Origin of the sequence: Sporosarcina sp. E16_8 (genome assembly GCF_017347095.1) — a bacterium.
GTDB lineage: Bacteria > Bacillota > Bacilli > Bacillales_A > Planococcaceae > Sporosarcina.
The window spans coordinates 1-21,906 of the sequence record NZ_JADPRZ010000035.1; the positions used below are offsets into that span (position 1 = coordinate 1).

22 protein-coding genes are annotated in these 21,906 nt (G+C 44.6%); 1 reads left to right on the forward strand and 21 read right to left on the reverse strand.

The annotated features are described in order from the left end of the window. Positions 1 to 165: 165 nt before the first annotated feature. The 21 genes from wecB to I2484_RS15800 form a co-directional block, all read right to left on the reverse strand. Positions 166 to 1,287, reverse strand: a complete 1,122-nt coding sequence (gene wecB / locus I2484_RS15700; RefSeq protein ID WP_207152021.1) for a non-hydrolyzing UDP-N-acetylglucosamine 2-epimerase — start codon at positions 1,285 to 1,287, stop codon at positions 166 to 168. A 19-nt stretch (positions 1,288 to 1,306) separates the two neighbouring features. Further along, complete coding sequence (gene upp / locus I2484_RS15705; protein WP_207151993.1) at positions 1,307 to 1,936, reverse strand: uracil phosphoribosyltransferase; 630 nt, start codon at positions 1,934 to 1,936, stop codon at positions 1,307 to 1,309. A gap of 91 nt (positions 1,937 to 2,027) precedes the next feature. Further along, a complete protein-coding gene (locus I2484_RS15710) occupies positions 2,028 to 4,184 on the reverse strand; it encodes a putative bifunctional diguanylate cyclase/phosphodiesterase (protein ID WP_207151994.1) in 2,157 nt (718 codons plus the stop codon). 70 nt (positions 4,185 to 4,254) lie between these two features. Next, positions 4,255 to 5,505: a serine hydroxymethyltransferase gene (locus tag I2484_RS15715; protein ID WP_275956884.1), complete on the reverse strand. Its 1,251-nt coding sequence runs from the start codon at positions 5,503 to 5,505 to the stop codon at positions 4,255 to 4,257. Between the two features lie 165 nt (positions 5,506 to 5,670). Beyond that, positions 5,671 to 6,219: a TIGR01440 family protein gene (locus I2484_RS15720; RefSeq protein ID WP_207151995.1), complete on the reverse strand. Its 549-nt coding sequence runs from the start codon at positions 6,217 to 6,219 to the stop codon at positions 5,671 to 5,673. 366 nt (positions 6,220 to 6,585) lie between these two features. Beyond that, positions 6,586 to 7,023, reverse strand: coding sequence for a ribose 5-phosphate isomerase B (gene rpiB / locus I2484_RS15725; protein WP_207151996.1), 438 nt, complete (start codon positions 7,021 to 7,023; stop codon positions 6,586 to 6,588). A 308-nt stretch (positions 7,024 to 7,331) separates the two neighbouring features. Continuing rightward, complete coding sequence (locus tag I2484_RS15730) at positions 7,332 to 8,627, reverse strand: methyl-accepting chemotaxis protein (RefSeq protein ID WP_207151997.1); 1,296 nt, start codon at positions 8,625 to 8,627, stop codon at positions 7,332 to 7,334. Between the two features lie 2 nt (positions 8,628 to 8,629). Beyond that, positions 8,630 to 9,079: a low molecular weight protein arginine phosphatase gene (locus tag I2484_RS15735; RefSeq protein ID WP_346014205.1), complete on the reverse strand. Its 450-nt coding sequence runs from the start codon at positions 9,077 to 9,079 to the stop codon at positions 8,630 to 8,632. A gap of 49 nt (positions 9,080 to 9,128) precedes the next feature. Then, the gene (locus I2484_RS15740; protein WP_207151998.1) at positions 9,129 to 9,632 is read right to left on the reverse strand and encodes a manganese efflux pump; all 504 of its coding nucleotides are present in this window, start codon (positions 9,630 to 9,632) and stop codon (positions 9,129 to 9,131) included. A gap of 69 nt (positions 9,633 to 9,701) precedes the next feature. After that, the gene (locus I2484_RS15745) at positions 9,702 to 10,730 is read right to left on the reverse strand and encodes an L-threonylcarbamoyladenylate synthase (protein ID WP_207151999.1); all 1,029 of its coding nucleotides are present in this window, start codon (positions 10,728 to 10,730) and stop codon (positions 9,702 to 9,704) included. Positions 10,731 to 10,790: 60 nt separating this feature from the next. Next, positions 10,791 to 11,348 (reverse strand): stage II sporulation protein R, encoded by a 558-nt coding sequence (locus tag I2484_RS15750; protein WP_207152000.1) that lies wholly within the window; start codon positions 11,346 to 11,348, stop codon positions 10,791 to 10,793. Between the two features lie 44 nt (positions 11,349 to 11,392). Beyond that, the gene (gene prmC, locus I2484_RS15755; protein ID WP_207152001.1) at positions 11,393 to 12,247 is read right to left on the reverse strand and encodes a peptide chain release factor N(5)-glutamine methyltransferase; all 855 of its coding nucleotides are present in this window, start codon (positions 12,245 to 12,247) and stop codon (positions 11,393 to 11,395) included. After that, on the reverse strand, positions 12,240 to 13,316 hold the full coding sequence (gene prfA, locus I2484_RS15760; RefSeq protein ID WP_207152002.1) for a peptide chain release factor 1: 1,077 nt from the start codon (positions 13,314 to 13,316) through the stop codon (positions 12,240 to 12,242). The genes prmC and prfA overlap by 8 nt, the downstream gene beginning before the upstream one ends. A 336-nt stretch (positions 13,317 to 13,652) precedes the next feature. Next, the gene (locus I2484_RS15765; protein WP_207152003.1) at positions 13,653 to 14,258 is read right to left on the reverse strand and encodes a thymidine kinase; all 606 of its coding nucleotides are present in this window, start codon (positions 14,256 to 14,258) and stop codon (positions 13,653 to 13,655) included. A gap of 183 nt (positions 14,259 to 14,441) precedes the next feature. After that, a complete protein-coding gene (rpmE, locus tag I2484_RS15770; protein WP_207152004.1) occupies positions 14,442 to 14,672 on the reverse strand; it encodes a 50S ribosomal protein L31 in 231 nt (76 codons plus the stop codon). 393 nt (positions 14,673 to 15,065) lie between these two features. Continuing rightward, positions 15,066 to 16,349 (reverse strand): transcription termination factor Rho, encoded by a 1,284-nt coding sequence (gene rho, locus I2484_RS15775; protein WP_207152005.1) that lies wholly within the window; start codon positions 16,347 to 16,349, stop codon positions 15,066 to 15,068. A gap of 323 nt (positions 16,350 to 16,672) precedes the next feature. Beyond that, positions 16,673 to 17,638 (reverse strand): class II fructose-bisphosphatase, encoded by a 966-nt coding sequence (glpX, locus tag I2484_RS15780; protein WP_207152006.1) that lies wholly within the window; start codon positions 17,636 to 17,638, stop codon positions 16,673 to 16,675. A gap of 86 nt (positions 17,639 to 17,724) precedes the next feature. Beyond that, entirely contained in the window at positions 17,725 to 19,002 is a 1,278-nt protein-coding gene (locus I2484_RS15785) for a UDP-N-acetylglucosamine 1-carboxyvinyltransferase (RefSeq protein WP_207152007.1), read from the reverse strand. Between the two features lie 19 nt (positions 19,003 to 19,021). Further along, entirely contained in the window at positions 19,022 to 19,669 is a 648-nt protein-coding gene (gene fsa, locus I2484_RS15790) for a fructose-6-phosphate aldolase (RefSeq protein WP_207152008.1), read from the reverse strand. Positions 19,670 to 19,912: 243 nt separating this feature from the next. Then, positions 19,913 to 20,770 carry a class II fructose-bisphosphate aldolase gene (locus I2484_RS15795; protein ID WP_207152009.1) on the reverse strand — a complete coding sequence of 286 codons (858 nt, stop codon included), beginning with the start codon at positions 20,768 to 20,770 and terminating at the stop codon, positions 19,913 to 19,915. A gap of 97 nt (positions 20,771 to 20,867) precedes the next feature. Then, complete coding sequence (locus I2484_RS15800) at positions 20,868 to 21,227, reverse strand: response regulator (RefSeq protein WP_207152010.1); 360 nt, start codon at positions 21,225 to 21,227, stop codon at positions 20,868 to 20,870. 146 nt (positions 21,228 to 21,373) lie between these two features. On the opposite strand from I2484_RS15800, the gene I2484_RS15805 reads away from it, so the two are divergent. After that, entirely contained in the window at positions 21,374 to 21,886 is a 513-nt protein-coding gene (locus tag I2484_RS15805) for a DUF2529 family protein (RefSeq protein ID WP_207152011.1), read from the forward strand. Positions 21,887 to 21,906 lie beyond the last annotated feature (20 nt).

Sequence of the window (21,906 nt, forward strand, 5' to 3'; positions counted from 1 at the left end):
GGCCCCATGACTAACTTGGATAGAGCCATTACTAACTTCCGGTTTGCCATGACTTCGCGACGGCCCCATGACTAACTGGACTAAAGCCATGACTAACTTCCGGTTTGCCATGACTTCGCTCCGAAAAAAAATACGACCGGATTGATCCGGTCGTCATGCAGTTTGTTACTCTATAGAAGATAAGTACTCTTTCAACGCTTCAACGATTCGTTCGGAAGCGTGGCCGTCACCGTATGGATTCGACGCTTTTGCCATTTTATTGTATTCTGCTTCATCGGTTAAAAGTTCATCCGTCAAAGTGAAGATTGTTTCTTCATCTGTGCCGGCTAGTTTTAGTGTCCCAGCCTCGATACCTTCCGGACGTTCGGTTGTATCGCGCAAGACGATAACCGGTTTTCCAAGTGAAGGCGCTTCTTCTTGGATACCGCCCGAGTCCGTCAAGATAATGTGTGATCGTGCTGCGAAATTGTGGAAATCAACTACTTCGAGCGGTTCAATCAGATGAATGCGGTCGTTGCCGCCAAGAAGTTCATCAGCTACTTCACGTACTGCCGGGTTCATGTGAACAGGATAGATAACTTGAATATCGTCATGCTTCGCAAGTAACCGGTTAATAGCACGGAACATATTGCGCATTGGCTCGCCAAGGTTTTCACGACGATGTGCAGTAAGTAATAGTAGCTTGTCCGTTCCGATTTTATCGAGAACGGGGTGTGAGTATTCCTCACGCACTGTCGTTTGAAGCGCATCAATCGCGGTATTTCCTGTGATATAGATGCGGGCTTCCGACTTCCCTTCGGCTATCAGATTACGGGCCGATTGTTCTGTCGGAGAAAAATGAAGATCAGCAATGACGCCTGTTAGCTGCCGATTCATTTCTTCCGGATACGGAGAATATTTATCCCACGTACGAAGTCCTGCTTCAACATGTCCAACCGAAACTCGGTTATAAAACGCTGCAAGGCTGCCGATGAAAGTTGTTGACGTATCTCCGTGGACAAGCACAATATCGGGTTGCGCTTCCTTCATGATGCGGTCAAGTCCCTCAAGTCCGCGCGTCGCTACATCGACGAGTGTTTGCCGATCCTTCATGATATTAAGATCAAAATCTGGTGTGATACCGAATGTATGGAGCACTTGGTCCAGCATTTCACGATGTTGCGCTGTAACCGTCACGATCGATTCGATGTCGTCCGTATGCTTTTGCAGTTCCAGCACAAGCGGGGCCATTTTAATAGCTTCCGGCCTTGTACCGAAAATCGTCATCACTTTCCATTTCTTTGTCAAAATCCTCACGCCTTCCAACTCATTTTGTTCCAAATAAACGGTCGCCTGCATCACCAAGTCCTGGTACGATGTAGCCTTTTTCATCCAACTTTTCATCCATTGCTGCGATATAAATATCAACATCAGGATGTGCTTCCGTCAATGCTTTTACACCCTCTGGAGCAGCAATTAGACACATAAATTTAATGTTTTTTGCGCCGCGGCTCTTCAATGATTCAACCGCCGCAATTGCAGATCCACCCGTCGCAAGCATCGGATCAACAAGAATGAAGTCACGTACAGATACATCGGAAGGTAGCTTTACGTAATATTCGATGGGTTGCAATGTTTCAGGATCACGGTAAAGACCGATATGCCCTACTTTTGCTGCTGGAATTAATTTCAGAATTCCGTCTACCATACCAATGCCTGCGCGCAAAATCGGTACAATTCCGAGTTTCTTGCCTGCAAGTACGTTTGACTTAGCTTTACAGACCGGTGTTTGAATTTCTACTTCCTGAATTGGAAGTTCGCGCGTGATTTCGTAAGCCATAAGTGTAGCTACTTCATCGACAAGCTCACGGAATTCTTTCGTTCCTGTGTTGATATCACGTATGTACGTCAGTTTATGTTGGATAAGTGGATGGTCAAAAACATGTATTTTCGGCATTGTTATTCGCCCCTTTATTAGAATGTCCTGTTCATTATAACAGATATATTCCAGTTCGGACACGCTAGACATCTGACTACTTAATGTCTAACTATTCGGCAAGCAGTCGTTCAATTTCTTTTAAGGGCATTGGCTTATAATAGTAGAAACCCTGCCCCACTTTGCAGCCTAAATTACGTAAAATATCAATATGCCTTTCTTCTTCGATTCCTTCCGCGACCGTTGTCAAATTCAGATTTTCTGCCAGTTGAATGATCGTTCTGACGACTGCAAGCGTGCCAGGTTCATCGAGCGCACTAATGAAGCTTCTATCAATCTTTAATTCGCAAAGAGGTAATTGCGGTAAATAGCTGAGCGATGAATAGCCAACACCAAAATCATCGACGGATATTTCGAAACCTGCTGCATTTAGTTCATGAAAAATCAGTTTCGCCTTTTGCAAGTCCACAAGTCCGATACTCTCCGTCATTTCCAACATAATATGCTTGGGCGAAAGGTCATAGTTCGCAGCAAGTTTTTTTAATTCCACAACGAAAGCACGGTCAAAGAAATGGTGGACAGAAATATTGACGGCCACCTGATACATCTTTCCGCCTGACTGTTCACGTTTTCGTTGCCATTCCATCACTTTTGATATTACAATAATTTCCAGATCGATGATTTTACCTATATTTTCAGCCGCTGGAATGAAAAGGTTTGGCGGAACTGGGCCCAGTACGGGTGAAAACCAGCGAGCAAGCGCTTCGAAACCAATGATTTCTCCATCTTTTAAATTGACTTTCGGCTGAAGGTAGACTTCGATTTCCTGCGCAATTAACGCCCTCGACAATTCATTGAAAATCCTCATTTCTTTAATCGATTCTTCGTTTTGAAGATCCCTGTAAAATGACATCGCATTGCCAGGTTTCTTTTTCGCGTTTGACATAGCGATATCCGCCCGGCGTAACAGTTCCTCTTCACTTGTTTGGTCGCCTTCAGAAAATGAAATCCCGATCTTCAACGTGATGAACAGGTCCTGCCCCGCAACAATGAACGGTTCCGAAACAATCGCACTTAATTCGAAAAGGTAGTTTCCTTCACCACTTTCGCCTGTTATAACGAGTGATGCACTTGAAAAACGCCCGATAAAGTTCGGATTACCCTTCCCGGCTTTTTCAATTCGTTTACCCAGCTGGATAAACAGTTCATCGGCTGCATTTCTTCCATAAAGATCAACTATTTTTGCGTATTCACCTGGTTCTATGATTGCCACAAAATGTCCTTGGCCATCTAAGACGTTATGTTTAAGTTGGTTCAAGAACGCATGACGGTTCGGCAATCCCGTTTGTGGATCAGTAAAAGCAAGCCTGCGATATTCCGCCTGCTGTGTATAATGCTTTCTCGTCATTTGGACAATTGGGACCATACCTTTGAGGAACTGAATTTGCGTTTCTGTTGGATTTCCAGTTTTTCTCATGAACACAGTTAGTAATCCGTTCATTTCATCTTCACTGTCAAATGTCGGGACCGACCAATTCGAATGGGAATCGATTATCGATTGTCCTCCTTGTTGGACAGTCTCTCGATTACTTTCCATGACAATCACATCTTCTGGTACATACCTAGTTTCAAGTGCCTCATTATTCATTATTTCCGCAAGCAATTGATCGGGTACTGAATCCGCTGCTCCTATGTACCACCCGTCGTTCTCTTCCTTGAAAAGAATCGAACATACAGATCCTTTTGGGAAAAATGATTCGACGACCGTTCCTATCTTTTTCAATAAATCAGTGAGTTCTGCACCTGCATTTATGCCAGAAAAAATTGCCTCTTGTAATCTAAGTAGTGATTCGTCTTTTTTACGTTCGGTCACATCTAAAATGAAGGATGCAATAAATAAGGCTTCCCCTTTTCCGTCAACAAGCGGCTGGATAACAAGTTCATTCCAAAATGGAGTTCCGTCTTTTTTATAATTAAGCACCTCGGCATTGGCAGGCATGCCCTTACGAAGTTTTTTGTTAATTTCCTCAATAAGTTCCATATCGGTTTCGTCACCTTGCATGAATCGCAAGTTCTGACCAATCACTTCGGCAGAGGGGTAACCCGTAATCTTTGTAAATGCTTCATTAATCAAAACAACCGGATCGTCTGGGGCAGATGGATCAGTCAAAATGAAACCTGTCTGAAAACGGCTTCCAAAACGACGCAGCCAATTTAATAAGATCTCCTTTTCAGTTTTATCTGTATATGTTTTTTGAAGATTACTCATCGTTTATTCACCCCTTCGTAAAAGAAAAACAAGCCGCTATCATTATGGATAGCGGCTTATTCCTTAGTTATTATGCATATAGCGGAAATTTGTCCGTCAATGCAATAACACGTTGCTGTGCTTCTTTTTTCACAGCTTCGTCTTCATGGTTTTTCAGAACCTTGGCCATAATTGATGCGATTTCTCGCATTTCTTCTTCCTTGAAGCCACGTGTTGTCACGGCTGGCGTTCCAAGTCGAACTCCCGAAGTAACAAACGGGCTTTCAGTGTCATATGGTATCGTGTTTTTGTTCGTAGTGATGCCGACTTCATCTAATGCGTGCTCTGCAATTTTACCCGTGATTTCAAGTGAACGCAGGTTAAGCAGGACCAAATGGTTATCTGTTCCGCCGGATACGATGTCTACGCCTTCAGCTATTAGCGCTTCAGCCAATGCTTTAGCATTACTTTTCACTTGTTGAATATATGTTTTGAATTCCGGTTTCTGTGCTTCGCCAAATGCAACCGCTTTGGCAGCGATGACGTGCATCAATGGTCCACCCTGAACTCCCGGGAAGATTGATTTATCAAGTTTACGAGCAAATTCTTCTGTAGAAAGAATGAGACCACCACGAGGTCCGCGTAACGTTTTATGTGTTGTCGAAGTGACGAAGTGTGCATGCGGAACTGGGTTTTGATGCTCGCCAACTGCTACAAGCCCTGCGATATGTGCCATGTCAACGAATAAGTAAGCGCCCACTTCATCCGCAATTTCACGGAACTTAGCAAAATCAATTTCACGTGGATAGGCACTTGCGCCTGCTACAATCATTTTCGGTTTATGCTCAAGCGCTTTTTGACGGACATCTTCGTAGTCAATTAGCTCATCTTCCTTGCTCACTCCGTAATCTACAAAGTTGTACAATTTGCCCGAGAAGTTAACTGGGCTTCCGTGAGTCAAATGACCGCCGTGTGAAAGATTCATACCAAGAACAGTATCTCCAGGCTCAAGTACCGCAAAATAGACAGCCATATTTGCTTGTGCACCAGAGTGCGGCTGAACGTTTGCATATTCCGCTCCGAAGATTTCTTTTACGCGGTCACGTGCGATATTTTCAACAACGTCAACATGTTCACAGCCGCCGTAGTAGCGTTTGCCAGGGTAGCCTTCTGCGTATTTGTTCGTTAGATAAGAACCTTGCGCTTCCATAACTGCTTCTGTTACGAAGTTTTCAGATGCAATCAATTCGATGTTTGACTGTTGACGCTTTTTCTCCGCCATAATCGCTTCGTATACTGCCTCATCTTCACGTTGTACGTTGCCCAATTTGTTCAATTCCATATTCTCATTCCCCTTCATTATCTATTTTATTGTCCAGTCTACAGCGGCCAGACGCTCGGAGGCCCACACGAAGTGGGTCATGCAGCCGTTGCCACAGGAAGTGGCGATCTTAGGCTGCGTTCCTTAACCGTCTTGCGCCTGTCGCGTCTATGCGGGCCGCTTCCGCTATTCTTTATATATTGCACGTTCTCCACCAATTAACTTCGGCCTTGTTGTTGCGACCGTGACAACTGCATTGCCTATTTTCCCGATTGATGTACGTAAAGGGACAGCAACCCGCTTCAAATGCATGCCGATTAATGTTTGTCCAATATCGATGCCAGCACTGGCGCGAATTTCCTCTACAACTACAGGGTCATTCATATGCTGATAAGCGTAGGCCGACATTGAACCACCCGCATGTATCATTGGGATGACTGAAACTGGTTCAAGCATGAACTTTTCGGCCGCGTGACGTTCAATTGTCAGCGCCCTGTTAATATGTTCACACCCTTGGAATGCAAGAATTAGTTTATGTTTTTCGGCAAAATCTGTTAAGGGTTCGTATAGCGCTTTTCCAATTTCAAGCGCGCCTCCAGTGCCGATTCGTTTGCCAGCAATTTCAGAGGTCGAGCAGCCGATGACGAAAATTGTGCCCGGTATAAGGTCTGTCTGTTCAGCCATTTCTGCTAACAGCTGCTCTAGTTGAAGCTTCCATAAATTCAAAGCATCCACTTTATACCACCTACCTTCCGCTTTTCATGATGTCTAGCTTCAGCGCCAGACGCTCGGGTCATAAGTCGTTCCAGCTAGGAAGGATTGACCTGCATCCTTCCCGGGCAAAGTACGCCACTTAGGCCTGCAGGATGCAGGCGTTGCGACACGACGTCGCGAACTTAGACTGCCTTCCTTTACCCGTCTTATGCCTGTCGCGTCTAAACGGCGCCTTCCGCTTTTCAGGGTGTCTAGCTTCAGGCGCCAGACGCTCGGGTCATAAGTCGTTCCAGCTAGGAAGGATTGACCTGCATCCTTCCCGGGCAAAGTACGCCACTTCGCAGGCCCGTCTTATGCCTGTCGCGTCTAAACGGCGCCTACCGCTTTTCAGTCTTCAAGTTCCATCAATTTGCCGATACGACGCTCGTGGCGTCCACCTTCGAATTTCGTGTTTAACCAAGTTGTAGCTACTTCCCTTGCGTGTCCTGGTCCTATAACGCGTTCGCCCATCGCAAGGATGTTTGAATCGTTATGCTGCCTTGTTGCTTTCGCACTAAAGACATCATGGACAAGTGCACAACGGATGCCTTTTACTTTATTCGCCGCAATTGACATGCCAATACCTGTTCCGCAAATAACAATGCCCCGGTCGAAATCTCCCGATGCTACTCCATTTGCTACGGGTGCCGCGTAGTCTGGATAGTCAACAGACTCATTCGAATCTGGACCAAAATCTACAAATTCCAATCCTAGTTCTACCAATAATTTAATGATTTCATGACGAAGATTGTTTCCGCCATGATCTGAAGAAATCGCGATTTTCACAGGATCCCTCTTTTCATAATATACTCACAACTCATTCTAGCATTTTTCGGCAAAAAAAACACAGCCAAAGCGAAAATTGGGGCTGTGTTTCGTATTTTTATGCTTTGCCTCCGTCTAGACGCTGAGTCCGCTGGAAGCGGGTCATGCAGTGGGGAGGGATTGAACTGCATCCCTCCTTGTTGCGACAGGACGTCGCGATCTGAAGCTGTCTTCCTCTGTCGCTTCAGTCTTGCTGATAAAGGCAAAGAACGCCACTTCGCAGATCCGTCTTATGCCTGTCGCGTCTTAACAGCTGCTTCTGCTTTTCGTTATTTAGTCCGATCAAATTGACTAATAACATTATAAAGGTCTTCAGATTGCCTTTTCAGTTCACTTGCCATCGCATCTGCCTGTTCAATTGACTGAACTTGTTCTTCTGTTGCTGCTCCGACTTCGAGCGCGCCAGCGGATGTTTGTTCCGCGATTGCTGCAACTTCCTGTGATTGGCGTGCTGTCGTTTCTATATTCGACAGCTGCAGTTCGACAAATTTTGTGATTTCGACAACGGAATCTGCCATACCATTCACTTTAGATGTCATTGCTTCGACATTTTCACTTGTTTCATTGGCACGGTTCGCTTCGGTTGCCGCCGTCTTCACTTGTTGTTCCATTTCCTTCACGACTTTCGTAACATCTGTCTGGATTGTTGCAACAAGATCCGAAATTCCATTTACCGCTTTGGCACTTTCATCAGCTAACAAACGCACTTCCTCTGCCACGACTGCAAATCCTTTTCCGTGTTCACCTGCACGCGCCGCCTCAATGGATGCATTCAACGCCAATAAATTCGTCTGTGCTGCAATATTACCTACAAGTTGAACGATTTCACCTATTTTCTGCGCATTGTGATCCAGTTGCCTAATTGTGCCAAGTGATAGCTCACTTTGTGAAGACATATTTCGGATGCCATTGACAAGCATTCGGAATACCTCTGTCATGCGCACTAGTTCCTCAAGCATCTCTTTTGAACGTTCAGAAGAATCTTCAGCCCTGCTACTCACTTCAACAGCTAATAGGCGGACATCTTCAATTGCTTCCGCTGTTTCTTGGATGGCAATTGCCGATTCCTCTGCGCCGGAGGCAATCTCCTTGATTGTAGATGCTACTGCATCCGCCTGTCTCGCAGCTGCTCCGGTTTCAGCAGATAAGCTATCTACTGTACTGGCCGTCTTTTCATAATTCGTCTCAATTTGTCCGACTATCGCACGCAAATTAAGCACCATATGCTGAAACGCTTCCGCCACTGAACGGATTTCATCAGACGAGTTTGGCAGTTCGATATCCGTTCCAATTTCCCCATCAGCGACTTTATTAGCCGCTTTCTCGAGATTTTGTAATGGTTTCGTTAATATCGTACTGAAAAGCGCCGCTAACACGCCCGACCAAAATATGCCCATCGTATACGTCATCACCGCAAACCAAAACGGATCAAGTTTCGGAAAAAATTGTGGTTGTACGACATTAATGAATAATGCACTTGTTGTGTAAGTGACAATCGCAAGTATCGTTATAAATAGAATAAGCTTTCCCTTTAGCCCGAACTTCTTTTCCCTTTTTTCTCTCATCATTATTCCTCCATCAATTTCTGTTCAAGCACATCGATAATTCCCGACAACTCATTGAACACATGCCGATATGTATCGATATCGCCTCCGTACGGGTCGTACACATCTCCAGTTAATTCTTGTTTCACAAATCCTTTTAGTGTAAATGTTTTGTCTTTCACTTCTGGGTAAGAGTGAATGAGTATTGCTCTATGCCCTTCTGTCATTGTTAAAACGACATCCGCCCACTTCAAATCCTCACTTGAAACGACTCTTGAGACAGGCGTGTAAAGCATGTCCGCTTCTTCGATAAGCGTTTTCGCGTTCAAAGAAATCGGAAAGCCCGCTTGTGCGTGAACACCCGCTGAACGAACCGACACATTGTTAATTCCTTTGGAACGAAGAATCGCCTCTGCCATTGGGCTTCTGCACGTGTTTCCAGTGCATATCAAATAAATATTTATTACTATCACCCTTTCTCTTTAGAATAGCTGACTTTTATGAATAAAGAAACAGTCAATTTCAATTAAAGCATGATAATACTCCCATTATTAATAAAGCGAGTCCTGTAATTAGTCTCAGCACTTTCCCATTCTTAAGACCTAAACGTCCTTTTAACAAGAGTGCGGCACAGGAAAAAATGAACGTAAATGCTCCCGACGCGACGATGAAAAGAACTTTATCCATATGAAGCATTCCAAATGAAACACTTACTGAAAAAGCGTCGATACTCACTGCAAACGCAATGATATAAGGTGAAATTTGTTTCGATGAGGAGCCCGAAGTTTCACTTTGCAACAACATATGTATACCGATTAATCCGAGCATGACGCCCGATAATATACTGCTCCATACTGTAAATATATGTGCAGACAACTCCCCTGTAATGAATCCAAGAAATGGGATAGCCATATTAAGAAATGACGTCCAAAGTGCCAATGCAAGTTTTCCTTTATTTACATGCAGGAATGAATAAATGACTAAAACATCCAAGGTCGTAATACCAGCCGCAAATAATTCCGCCAAAACAAAACCTCCCCGAATACCGCATCGGTTCATCTTATGCGCCATTTAAGGAGGTCATTCGTAGTAGCTTTAGTACATATAGTGTTTTCCTTCAGCAGCTTTCATTAATCTGTTCATGACGGCAGCACCGACCCCGGCTAGATCTGTTTCAACAGCTAGAATAAGATCTGCTTCCGTCAAATCGCACTTACGGAGTGCTCCGTATAAATTTGTCGCCATTGCTTCATTGTTACCTGCCAAACCAATCGAAAAGTACCAATCCGCACCTAAAACACCCATTTCATCAGGCCCAATCAGCGCGACCTTCTTGCCTTCAGCATGAAGGTTTTCAATAGCTGTACGAATTTTATCCGCATCGTAATTGATGACATAAAGAGGTGCTTCTGGCGCATAATGCAAATACTTCATACCCGGGGAACGTGGAGCTTGCTCGCCAGGTGACTTCGTTTCAGAATTTACGGCACCTATGATGCTCTCAATCATTTCTTGCGTTGTCCCTCCTGGCCGTAAAATAGTCGGCGGAACTGTCGTCATATCTAATACGGTTGATTCCACACCTACACCAGTCTGTCCCCCGTCAAGAATGAGCGGGATGAGTCCGTCAAGATCTTTCTGTACGTGAGCCGCTTCAGTTGGGCTCGGTTTACCGCTTCGATTAGCACTGGGCGCTGCAAGCGGTTCACCTAGTGCGCGTAGAAGACCCAAAGCTACCGGATGATCCGGCATTCTTATGCCCACGGTCTCAACGCCGGGCGTTACATTCGGAGCGATGACGCCAGGTATTTTGTGGAAAACAAGCGTCAGTGGACCAGGCCAATACGTATCCATCAACTTTTCTCCAGCTGTAGTAATACCTGTCGCATAGTTCGAAACTTCTTCTTTATTACCAATATGTACGATTAGCGGATTGTCAGAAGGTCTTCCTTTTGCTTCGAAGATTTTTTGTACCGCTAACTCATCAGTTGCAACTGCACCTAAACCGTATACTGTCTCTGTAGGAAACGCGACGATGCCGCCACTTTTCAAAATATCCACAGCCTGTTCATAGTTTCTATCGTTATCCATAAAGTTATCCACTGAAACCACTTTCGTTTCCATGAGCTAATCCCCCACTTATACACATTTTGATCATTCTATCCACAAAGTTTGTTGGTAACTTTATGCGAACAGCCCTTTTATCCACTCCCAGACGAAAAAAGTGACTTTTTCCTCTTCTTCTTCTTTTTTATCTACAAAACAGATTTTCGGAAACATTGCACACCACCAATTATCCCCACGTCCACTACCAATTGTTAAAATATAGGCATCGTATTTCGCTTGTGGGCTAATAAATAGACCCGAACGCTTCGGTGGAAACAACGCTTCTTTACGTTCGAGCGAAATAGCAGTGCCGTTTGACATAGTGTTAGCAATTTCGAGAATTTCGCTTTCGAGTGCCAGCAAGTTATCCCCAAGTTCTTTTTTCGTGCGTGACGTATTCACCGCGTTTTCGATAAGCGGCTGAATTTCATGTTGGATACTAATTTTAATCTGCTGATCGGCAGGCGCATTCGAATGAGCAAGCAGCCTGAAACGGATGGCATCCTCTTCTTCTGTCACCGTCATGAATACCGCTATGAAGGCCTGAATGATGATGAGCATGATGATGAATTCAATATAAGGCAACCATTTTTGACCTATCGTTTTCTTTCTTATAATCTCGTAGTCTGTTAACATCTTTATCCCCTCCTACTCTGCATTGTTGCCAGAGTAGGAGGGGTTTATTCACGAGTCTCGCAAAATATCATTCGATCTTTGCCGTTGATATCTTTTACCGTTTCAACAAGGGCTTCTGGGAGCGCCTCTTCGAACAACTTATGCACAGCTGGTCCTTGTAAATAGCCGATTTCGACGGCGATGAGAGAAGGCTTGTTCATAAGTGGTGGCAACGTTTCTGCAAGTTTCCGATAAAAGTAAAGTCCGTCTTCATCCGCAAATAATGCATTATGCGGTTCGTGATCGAGGACCGTACCTGACATTAACGCCGCTTCGTCATGCGCAATATAGGGCGGGTTGGATAACACTACATCCCATTTCCCCCGTGAGATTGGCGCCGCAAGGTCACCTTGAAGGAAAGTAATTTCAGCGTGGTTCACTTTTGCGTTATACTTCGCGATTGCAAGCGCACCTTCACTGATATCCGTTGCCGTAACGAGAGCTTCAGGCCATTCTTTTTTGAATGAAACCGCGATTGCGCCGCTACCCGTTCCGATATCTGCGATGGTAATTTTTTTAGTAGCGAAGAGTTTCTGGCTTCGTTCAAGCGCGCCATAAACGAGCTCCTCTGTTTCTGGACGCGGGATAAGGACATTTTCATCAACTTTGAACGTGTAGCCGTAGAAACCTTCTTCACCAATGACATATTGTACAGGTCTTCCTTCGAGCAGTTCGGCGGTTTTATCCCAAAAGTCTTTGTGCTGCTCGCCTGTAAGTTGTTCCTGTACATCTGCAAATAAGGAAGCCCTGGACTTTTGCGTGACGAATTCCATGAGGAGCTGCGCGGCATGTGGCTCAAGACCTTTTTGTTCTAATAAAGAAGAAGCCCGCTGGAGAGCTTCATAGATTTTTTCAGTCATTGCGATCCAAACTTTCTAGGCGGTATGCCTGTTCCTCGAGAATAAGCGCATCGATAACTTCATCGAGTTTACCTTCAATGATCTGATCTAGTTTCTGGATTGTCAGGCCTATGCGGTGATCAGTCACCCGGTTTTGCGGGAAGTTGTATGTGCGAATCCGCTCGGAACGGTCACCTGTACCGACTGCTGACTTCCGTTTTTCATCATACTCATCTTGGATTTCGCGTGTGAATTTATCGGAAACGCGTGCCCGTAGTACTTTCATCGCCTTCTCTTTATTCTTAATTTGCGATTTTTCATCTTGAATCGATACGGTAATACCGGTTGGAAGATGCGTCAATCGGACGGCGGACATCGTCGTGTTGACCGACTGACCTCCAGGACCAGATGAGCAATAGGTATCCGTTCGAATATCTTTTTCATGGATAACAATTTCAATTTCTTCTGCTTCAGGAAGGCATGCAACGGTTGCTGTCGATGTATGTGTACGCCCGCCGGATTCGGTTTCCGGGACTCGTTGCACACGGTGTGCCCCGTTTTCATATTTCAATTTCGAATAAGCACCCTTTCCGTTAATCAGGAAAATAATTTCTTTAAAGCCACCGAGTTCTGTCGGAGATGAATCCAATACTTCGACTTTCCAGTGGTTCATTTCCGCGAAGCGACTGTACATACGGAACAAGCTACCTGCGAAAAGCGCTGCTTCATCACCACCTGCCGCTCCACGAATTTCCATAATAACGTTTTTATTATCGTTCGGATCTTTTGGCACGAGTAATAGTTTCAGTTTTTCTTCGAATGATTCGATTTGATCTTCTAGTTCGGAAATTTCCATTTTGACAAGTTCTCTCATGTCATCATCTAGATTGTCGTTCAACATTTCTTTAGCACTTTTAAGTTCAGCTTTTGCATGTTTATAGCCGCGATACGTTTCGACTGTTTCTTGTAAGCCGGATTGTTCTATTGAGTAATCGCGGAGCTTTGTCATATCACTTACTACCGCGGGATCACTGAGCATTTCGTTCAAATGATCATATCGGTCTTCTACTGCTTGTAACCTTTCAAACATTGCGGACACCTCATTTTCAGGACTGTTTTGTACGTTCATTGTACGGGAATTTGCTTGGTAAATACAGTTATTTCACCGATGCCAACGTTCTTGTGAAAGTTGACAACGTTTCGTGCGGACTTCACAACGTTCTGGAGAAAGTTAACAACACTACTCCTAAACTAAACAACGTTTGGGGGACTTCGCAACGTTTCGCGCGATGTTCGCAACGCTCTGGTGGAAGTTAACAACGCTACTCCTAAACTAAACAACACTCCAAAGAAACTTAACAACGCTGCTACAGCGGGCTATGCACCAAAAAACCCGCCCTATTCTGCCGGACGGGCTTGATTGCTGTTATGCTTTTACAGATGCTACAGCTGTTATACCTTTTGGTACTTCGTGGTGCTTGCGGCATCTTGGTTCGTACGCTTCTGACGCGCCGACTAGAATGATGGGATCATCATAGCCTGCAGGCGTGCCGTTAATGAGCCGCTGCGTTCGGCTAGAGGGCGAGCCACACGCCGTGCAGACTGCCTGTAATTTGGTAACGTGTTCAGCCACAGCCATTAGACGTGGCATCGGTCCGAATGGTTCGCCGCGGAAATCTTGGTCAAGTCCAGCGACGATTACACGGAATCCACGATTGGCCAATTCCATCACAACGTCGACGATACCCTCGTCAAAAAACTGGGCTTCATCGATTGCGATTACGTCATAATCATCGGTGACAAACTGTTCAATATGGGTCGAACTGGCAATCGGATTCGCGATAACAGTTGTCCCATTATGGCTAACAACGGCTTCTTCGCTAAAACGATCATCGATTTCCGGTTTAAATACCGCGATTTTTTGTTTGGCGAACTGTGAACGTCTTATTCGTCGAATCAATTCCTCGGATTTCCCTGAAAACATACTGCCGCAAATGACCTCAATCCAACCGCCTTGCATAGTTACGTACATGGTGAATCTCCTTCCAGTTGCCTGTATATAATTATTTCATTCATGTCATTAGATTATCTATCATACCCTAAAACGAGTTAAATTTAACGTCTATTATTTCAAACTTAAATATGTTAGACACATTTTTCTCCAAAAATAAATACCCGCCCGGCGCATGCGCACCTGACGGGTATCGTGAAGATTTTACTCTTGGCCTTCTTCTTCGCGGCCTTCTTCTTTGAGACCATATTTTTTGTTGAAGCGGTCGACACGTCCGTCCGCTTGAGCAAATTTCTGGCGTCCAGTGTAGAATGGGTGACATTCATTACAAACTTCAATGCGGATGTCCCCTCTTACAGAACCTGTTTCAAATGTGTTACCACATGAACAAGTAACAGTTGATACTTTATAAGCTGGATGTATTGCTGCTTTCATCAATCTCTCTCCTTTCGCCCTGAACCATCTGGAACAGAGTTGTATTATAAGACTGATGCCTTACACGGTCCGTGTTCGTCAACCGTATATGCACGCAGATATTATTTAAGTTACTTTAGAGATTATAACAAGTTTTTTTTGCAGATGCAACTATTTTAATTAACTACTACATATGTTGCAATAAAGAACCCATTGAATTCGCTTCGGCGCTAGGGGATGCCTCCCGCCCTAAGCCAAGCAGCTTCGCCGCCAGTCTTAGGGCTTCGGCTACCCCTGTTAAGGCGCCTACGCTTAGTATATATACAGTTTCGCACACTCAACCATCCAGTACAGAACCACACACCAGGTTACATGCGCCACAATAAAGCACTCAATAAATAAGCGGGGATTCTATTATAACAATCCTTTGCCGTTGCGATGGGCTTTCATCTCGTCATTTAATTTACCAAAGAACTCTTCGTTTGTTTTCGTCAGACGTAATTTCTTCATGAAACGTTCCGCGAAGTCATGCGAATCGGAAAATGTTTTGCGAATCGCCCATAACTTTTCAAGCTGGTCAGCCGGAATAAGTAATTCTTCTTTCCGTGTACCTGAGCGGCGAATGTCGAGCGCTGGGAAAATCCGTCGTTCCGCGAGATTACGGTCAAGATGCAGTTCCATATTGCCGGTTCCTTTGAATTCTTCATAGATAACTTCATCCATGCGTGAACCTGTGTCTATTAAAGCCGTCGCAAGAATGGTCAAGCTACCGCCTTCTTCGAGATTACGTGCTGCCCCGAAAAACCGTTTTGGACGATGGAATGCAGCGGGATCAATACCACCAGACAGTGTACGTCCGCTTGATGGAATAACAAGGTTATATGCACGCGCAAGCCGTGTAATCGAATCCATGAGAATGATAACATCCCGTTTATGTTCTACGAGTCGCATTGCCCGTTCCAATACAAGTTCCGCCACTTTGACGTGGTTTTCTGGTAATTCATCGAATGTTGAACTGACGACGTCGGCCTTGACCGAGCGTTCGATATCTGTCACTTCTTCTGGTCTTTCATCAATCAGAAGGACGATCAGTTCCGCATCAGGATGGTTCAGTGTGATGGAATTCGCAATTTCCTTCAACAGCAATGTTTTCCCTGCTTTTGGTGGAGCCGCAATGAGTCCACGCTGACCGAAACCGACCGGCGAGATAAGATCCATAATGCGTGTCGATAGCTTTAATGGATCTGTTTCAAGTTTGATATGACGGTCTGGATAAAGCGGTGTTAGTGCTGGGAAATGGACGCGTTCACGTGCTACCTCTGGGTCTTCTCCATTGACGGCTTCCACTTGTAGAAGACCGTAATAGCGTTCCGATTCTTTTGGCGGTCGAACTTTCCCACTCACTTTATCACCGTTTCGAAGATCAAAACGTCGGATTTGTGAAGCGGATATATAGATATCTTCCGAACTCGGTGAGTAGTTAATTGGACGAAGGAAGCCGTAACCCTCTGATTGGATAATTTCAAGTACACCTTCCATGAAGAAGAACCCTTCTTGTTCGGCTCTTGATTTCAATATAGCAAAAATAAGTTCCTTTTTCGTTAACTTGCTGTAATAAGCAATTTTATATTCTTTGGCATGGGCATATAACTCTTTTAGGATCATATTCTCCAACGCTGAAATTGTTAGCACTGTCATCTTTTGGCACCACTCTTTAGGTTAATGGGTAAAAGTGAAACTTCAATCAGTGGGGAGTTCCTCATCCCCAACTGATTGTTAGTTTCACCATTCAGGCTTTTACGGGCAGTTGACCCCAAACTTTACCTTCTTCAGGTTTTCAAAAACCTTGAGGTCGGTGTCTTACTGCCCGTTAATGCGGGATGAATTTTTGAGGTTAATCTAGGAAGGTATTTCATAATGATATATCCTGAAGGTCCACTTCAGAAGAGGACCCTAGGATATATACAGGTACTTCCTATACAAGCGAAGATGCCCGGTTTATGGCCGGGCGATGAGCTCTATCAGTCTTGCATGACAAGCAGAGGTTTTTTCTCCATGCTGTGACGACCTTCAACAAAACGAATAGTGCCGGACTTCGAACGCATAACTAATGAATGCGTTTCACAATAACCGCCTTTAAATTGTACGCCGCGAAGAAGTTCTCCGTCTGTTACGCCAGTTGCAGCGAATATCGCGTCGTCTCCTTTGACAAGATCGTCCATGTAAAGTACTTTGTCTACGTCGATTCCCATTTTAATACAACGTTCACGTTCAGCATCATTCGAAGGAACGAGTCTACCCTGGATCTCGCCGCCAAGGCATTTCAGTCCAACTGCAGCGATAACACCTTCTGGTGCTCCGCCGAGTCCAAATAAAATGTCTACTCCGGTTTCATCAAAAGCAGTATTGATAGCTGCTGCAACATCACCGTCATTAATTAGCTTAATGCGTGCACCTGAAGCTCGAATTTCTTCAATGATAGCCGCGTGACGTTCCCTATTAAGAACAGTCGCAACAATGTCACCGATGTCTTTGTTTTTAGCTTTAGCAACAGCCATTAGGTTTTCAGTTACGGATGCATCGATATCGATTTTACCAACCGCTTCAGGGCCGACAGCGATTTTGTTCATATACATATCTGGAGCGTTCAAGAGATTGCCTTTATCCGCAATAGCGATAACTGCAAGTGCGTTCCAGCCGCCTGCTGCGACAATATTGGTTCCTTCAAGCGGGTCAACAGCGACGTCCACTTCAGGACCATTTCCAGTCCCTAGCTTTTCACCAATATAAAGCATCGGTGCTTCGTCCATTTCCCCTTCACCAATTACGACAATCCCTTGCATCGGAATTGTATCGAATACCGTACGCATTGCTGTTGTTGCAGCGTCATCCGCCTCATTTTTCAATCCGCGTCCCATCCAACGTGAAGCTGATACTGCGGCTGCTTCTGTAACACGAACTAATTCCATCGATAAACTGCGTTCCATTTGTGTTCCTCCTGGTATACGGTAAAATCCCGTAAGTTTTGCCACTCTGGCTAATTATAGCATAATCAGTTCTAGTACTGGGTCGTTCATTCGCCCACGATTGCTTCTTCAGAAATCGATACTTTGCGGATATCCGCTCCAATTCCCTGAAGTTTTTCGATTAGTGAACTATACCCGCGCTCGATGTGCTGAATCTCTTGTACTTCCGTCACTCCGTCGGCAATGAGTCCCGCTATAACGAGCGCGGCACCTGCACGAAGATCCGATGCGCGTACTGTTGCTGCTTGAAGCGGCGTCGGTCCAGCTAAAATTGCTGATCGCCCTTCGACGCGTGCATCGGCATTCATTCTTGTGAGCTCGTCGATATGTTTAAATCTAGCCGAGTAAACCGTATCTGTAATGACGGAAGGTCCAGCTGCTTGCGTTAGCAGTACTGAAAATGGCTGTTGAAGATCTGTTGGAAAACCTGGATAAACAAGTGTTTTCACATCGACAGCTGTTAAATTACGCGACTTTGGAATGAAGATTTGTTCTTCACCTTCAACAATATCAACGCCCATTTCACGAAGTTTCGCTGTAAGCGCCTCAACGTGAAATGGGATGACATTATCGATTGTGACGCCATCGCCCGCTGCAGCAGCCATAATCATGAAAGTGCCCGCTTCAATCCGATCCGGAATAATTGTGTGCCTTGTGCCGTGAAGTTTTTCCACGCCATCTATACGAATGACATTCGTTCCTGCGCCCTTAATTTTCGCACCCATATTGGACAGCAGTGTAGCGACGTCAATGATTTCAGGTTCTTTCGCCGCATTCTCGATTGTCGTACGACCTGTTGCGAGAACTGCTGCGAGCATGATATTAATTGTTGCGCCAACACTGACGACGTCCAAATAGATTTTTGCACCGCGTAATTCTTCCGCCCGCAAATAAATGGCGCCATGTTCGTTGGTCACTTTCGCACCAAGCGCTTCAAAACCTTTGATATGCTGATCAATTGGTCGTGGCCCCAGATGACAACCTCCTGGCAACCCGATGACCGCATGTTTGAATCTACCAAGCATCGCGCCCATCATATAGTAGGATGCTCGAAGCTTCTTCACGTTGCCGTTCGGAAGTGGCATTGATATCATTTCTGTTGGATCAATCGTCATCGTGCCTTTATCAAATTCAACTTTCCCACCGATATCTTCCAGTAGTGCCTGAAGGGTAACGACATCCGAGATTTCTGGCAGCCCTTCGATTGTAACGAGGGAATCAGCCAGAATAGAAGCAGGGATAAGTGCTACTGCACTGTTTTTAGCACCACTTACTTTAATTGATCCTTGTAATGGTTTACCACCTGTTATTTTATAAACGTCCATATGACTCTCCTTCGATGCCTTACTTGTTCTTTCTAGTTTCCCAGTCCGCAAGAAATGCTTCGATTCCTTTATCAGTAAGTGGATGCTTGAACAGCTGCGTCAACACATTGAAAGGTGTCGTTGCAATGTCTGCACCACTAAGCGCTGCGTCTGTAATATGCTGTGGGCTGCGGATGGATGCAGCAATAATTTCTGTTTTGATATTGTGGATTGAGAAGATATCTGCAATCGTAGAGACTAACGCCATGCCATCTTGTCCAATGTCATCGAGTCTGCCGAGGAATGGGGAAACATATGTCGCTCCTGCACGTGCTGCAAGAAGTGCCTGATTTGCACTGAAGATAAGTGTCACGTTTGTTTTGATGCCTTCTTGTGAGAAGACTGAGCAAGCTTTCAGTCCTTCAGGTGTCATTGGCAATTTCACCGTAATATTTGGTGCGATTTTCGCCAATTCGCGTCCTTCTTTAATCATGCCTTCTGCATCAAGTGCGATGACTTCTGCACTGACTGAACCAGGGACAAGTGCGGCAATTTCTCGCAATCTATCATGGAAAGGTACATCTTCTTTTGCAACAAGAGAAGGATTAGTTGTAACTCCTGATAGTATGCCCCAAGTATGAGCTTCTTTGATTTCTTCAAAATTTGCTGTATCGATGAAAAATTTCATGAATAAATTCCCCCTTATAATGGATGTAGATCTATATTAAAGACTTTATGGAAAGCTCTTTTCTTATCGCTTCGCTTCTGCGAAAAAGCCTTATGAAAAGCTCTTTTCTTATCGCTTCGCTTCTGCGAAAAAGCCTTATGAAAAGCTCTTTTCTTATCGCTTTGCTTCTGCGAAAAAGCTCTCTTAAAAGAAGGAGAATACATCAATGCTGACGTTTCTCCTCTTTCTTTTAGCTACGTATAATTAAGCTTTTTGTGAACTACCAAATTCGCGCATTTTACCGATAACCGTTAATTTGATGGCATCGCGCATCGGCGTCAAGAATTTACGTGGATCGTAGGCTTCAGCGTCTGCCGCAAGTTTTTCACGGACAGCTTTTGTTCCTTGTATTTGATTTTCTGTATTAACGTTAATTTTAGCCGTTCCGAATGAAATGGATTTTTGGATATCTTTTATCGGAATGCCTGTTCCGCCGTGCAGGACAAGCGGTAGGTCAGATTGACTTGATATCTCTTCCATTTCCTTGAAACCAATATTTGGCTCGCCTTTATATGGTCCATGGACTGATCCTAGTGCAGGTGCAAGACAGTCGATTCCTGTTTTGTCCACAAGCTCTTTACATTCTGCAGGGTTCGCATAAATGACGCCTTCAGCAATAATATCATCTTCCTGGCCTCCAACGACCCCAAGTTCTGCTTCGACAGAAACTCCCCGTTCATGTGCATAATCAACTACACTTTTCGTAATTTCAATATTTTCCGCAAGCGATTTCGATGAAGCGTCGATCATAACGGAAGTGAAACCCGCTTCAATTGCTTCTTTACATTTATCGAAGCTTGAACCATGATCCAGATGAATCGCGACAGGAACTGTGATCTTATAATCGTGCATAAGGCCTTTCACCATGTTGACAACCGTTGTGAAACCGCCCATATAACGCGCTGCACCTTCAGATACACCAAGGATTACAGGAGATTGTTCTTCTTGTGCCGCCAGCAAAATTGCTTGCGTATATTCAAGGTTGTTTAAATTAAACTGACCTATTGCGTACCCTTCTTTTTTCCCTTTGATCATCATTTCTTTCATGGAAACAAGTGCCATGCGAATTCCTCCTTAGGATCTTGAAAAGAATAGTGTGATTATTGTATACCACTAATATCATAACAAAAACAGCCAGTGTTTACCACTGCCTGCTTTGTCAGTTTTCAAACATTGCGTTCACTGCATCACGGACTTCATAAATATCAAACGGCTTAGTAAAGTATTTTACAGCTCCAGTCTTCAGTGCATCTTCTGTTAATTCAATTTCACCATATGCCGTCATCATGATGACCGGTATTTCAGGCCAGCCAATTTTCAATCTTTTTAAAACCTCTAATCCATCTATGCCTGGCATTTTCATATCAAGCAGGACACAGCCTGGCACTTCTTTTTCCACTGCTTGGAGTGCATCTAATCCATTGGCAGCTAGCGTTGTTTTAAACCCTTCTCTGCGGAACACTTCATCCAATAATAACCGAATTCCCTTTTGATCATCGACAATTAACAGGCTCTTCAATCTCCATCCCCTCTTTCTGCATTCCCATGTTGTTATACCTACTTATTTGACAAAATCCCTAGATATCCTTCTTTTTTGACAAAACTTTGTCTTTTGCTTTCCAGGACCCTTCTTCCTATAATAAGCTTGAGGTGGTAACTTTGAAAATGTTGACGACACAAATTAGCGGACTTCTTCAGCGTATCACTGGAAACGGTGAAGAGTCTATTGAAGAGACAGCCCGTCTTCTCGCGCAGGCAACAATTGGCGAAGGACGCGTTATTATTGCGGGCTTCGGTGAAATGGAGGCAGTAACTGCAACCGCCCTTCACGGTGCAGGACCACTAAGCGGTGCTGTTCGTTATGAGCTCGGGATGAACATTACAACAGCCGACCGAATTTGGCTATTAACACGGTCGGCGATGGATGGGCCTGCACTTAAACTGGCACAGCAACTTGCTAGACGCTTCATTCCTTTTGCCGCACTCGCCGCTGATAAATCGGGAAATGGCAATGAACTAGAAGATTTAGCCTATACATATATATCGACTGGGCTGACGCGCGGCTTATTGCCTGGCGACGACGGTGAACGGATTGTCCAGCCGCATGCGCTCAGTGCGTTGTTTGTTTATGAAGCTGTGAAGATTACGTATGATGAAATGATTTTGGACGAGGATTGAAGATAAGTAAAAGCTGCATA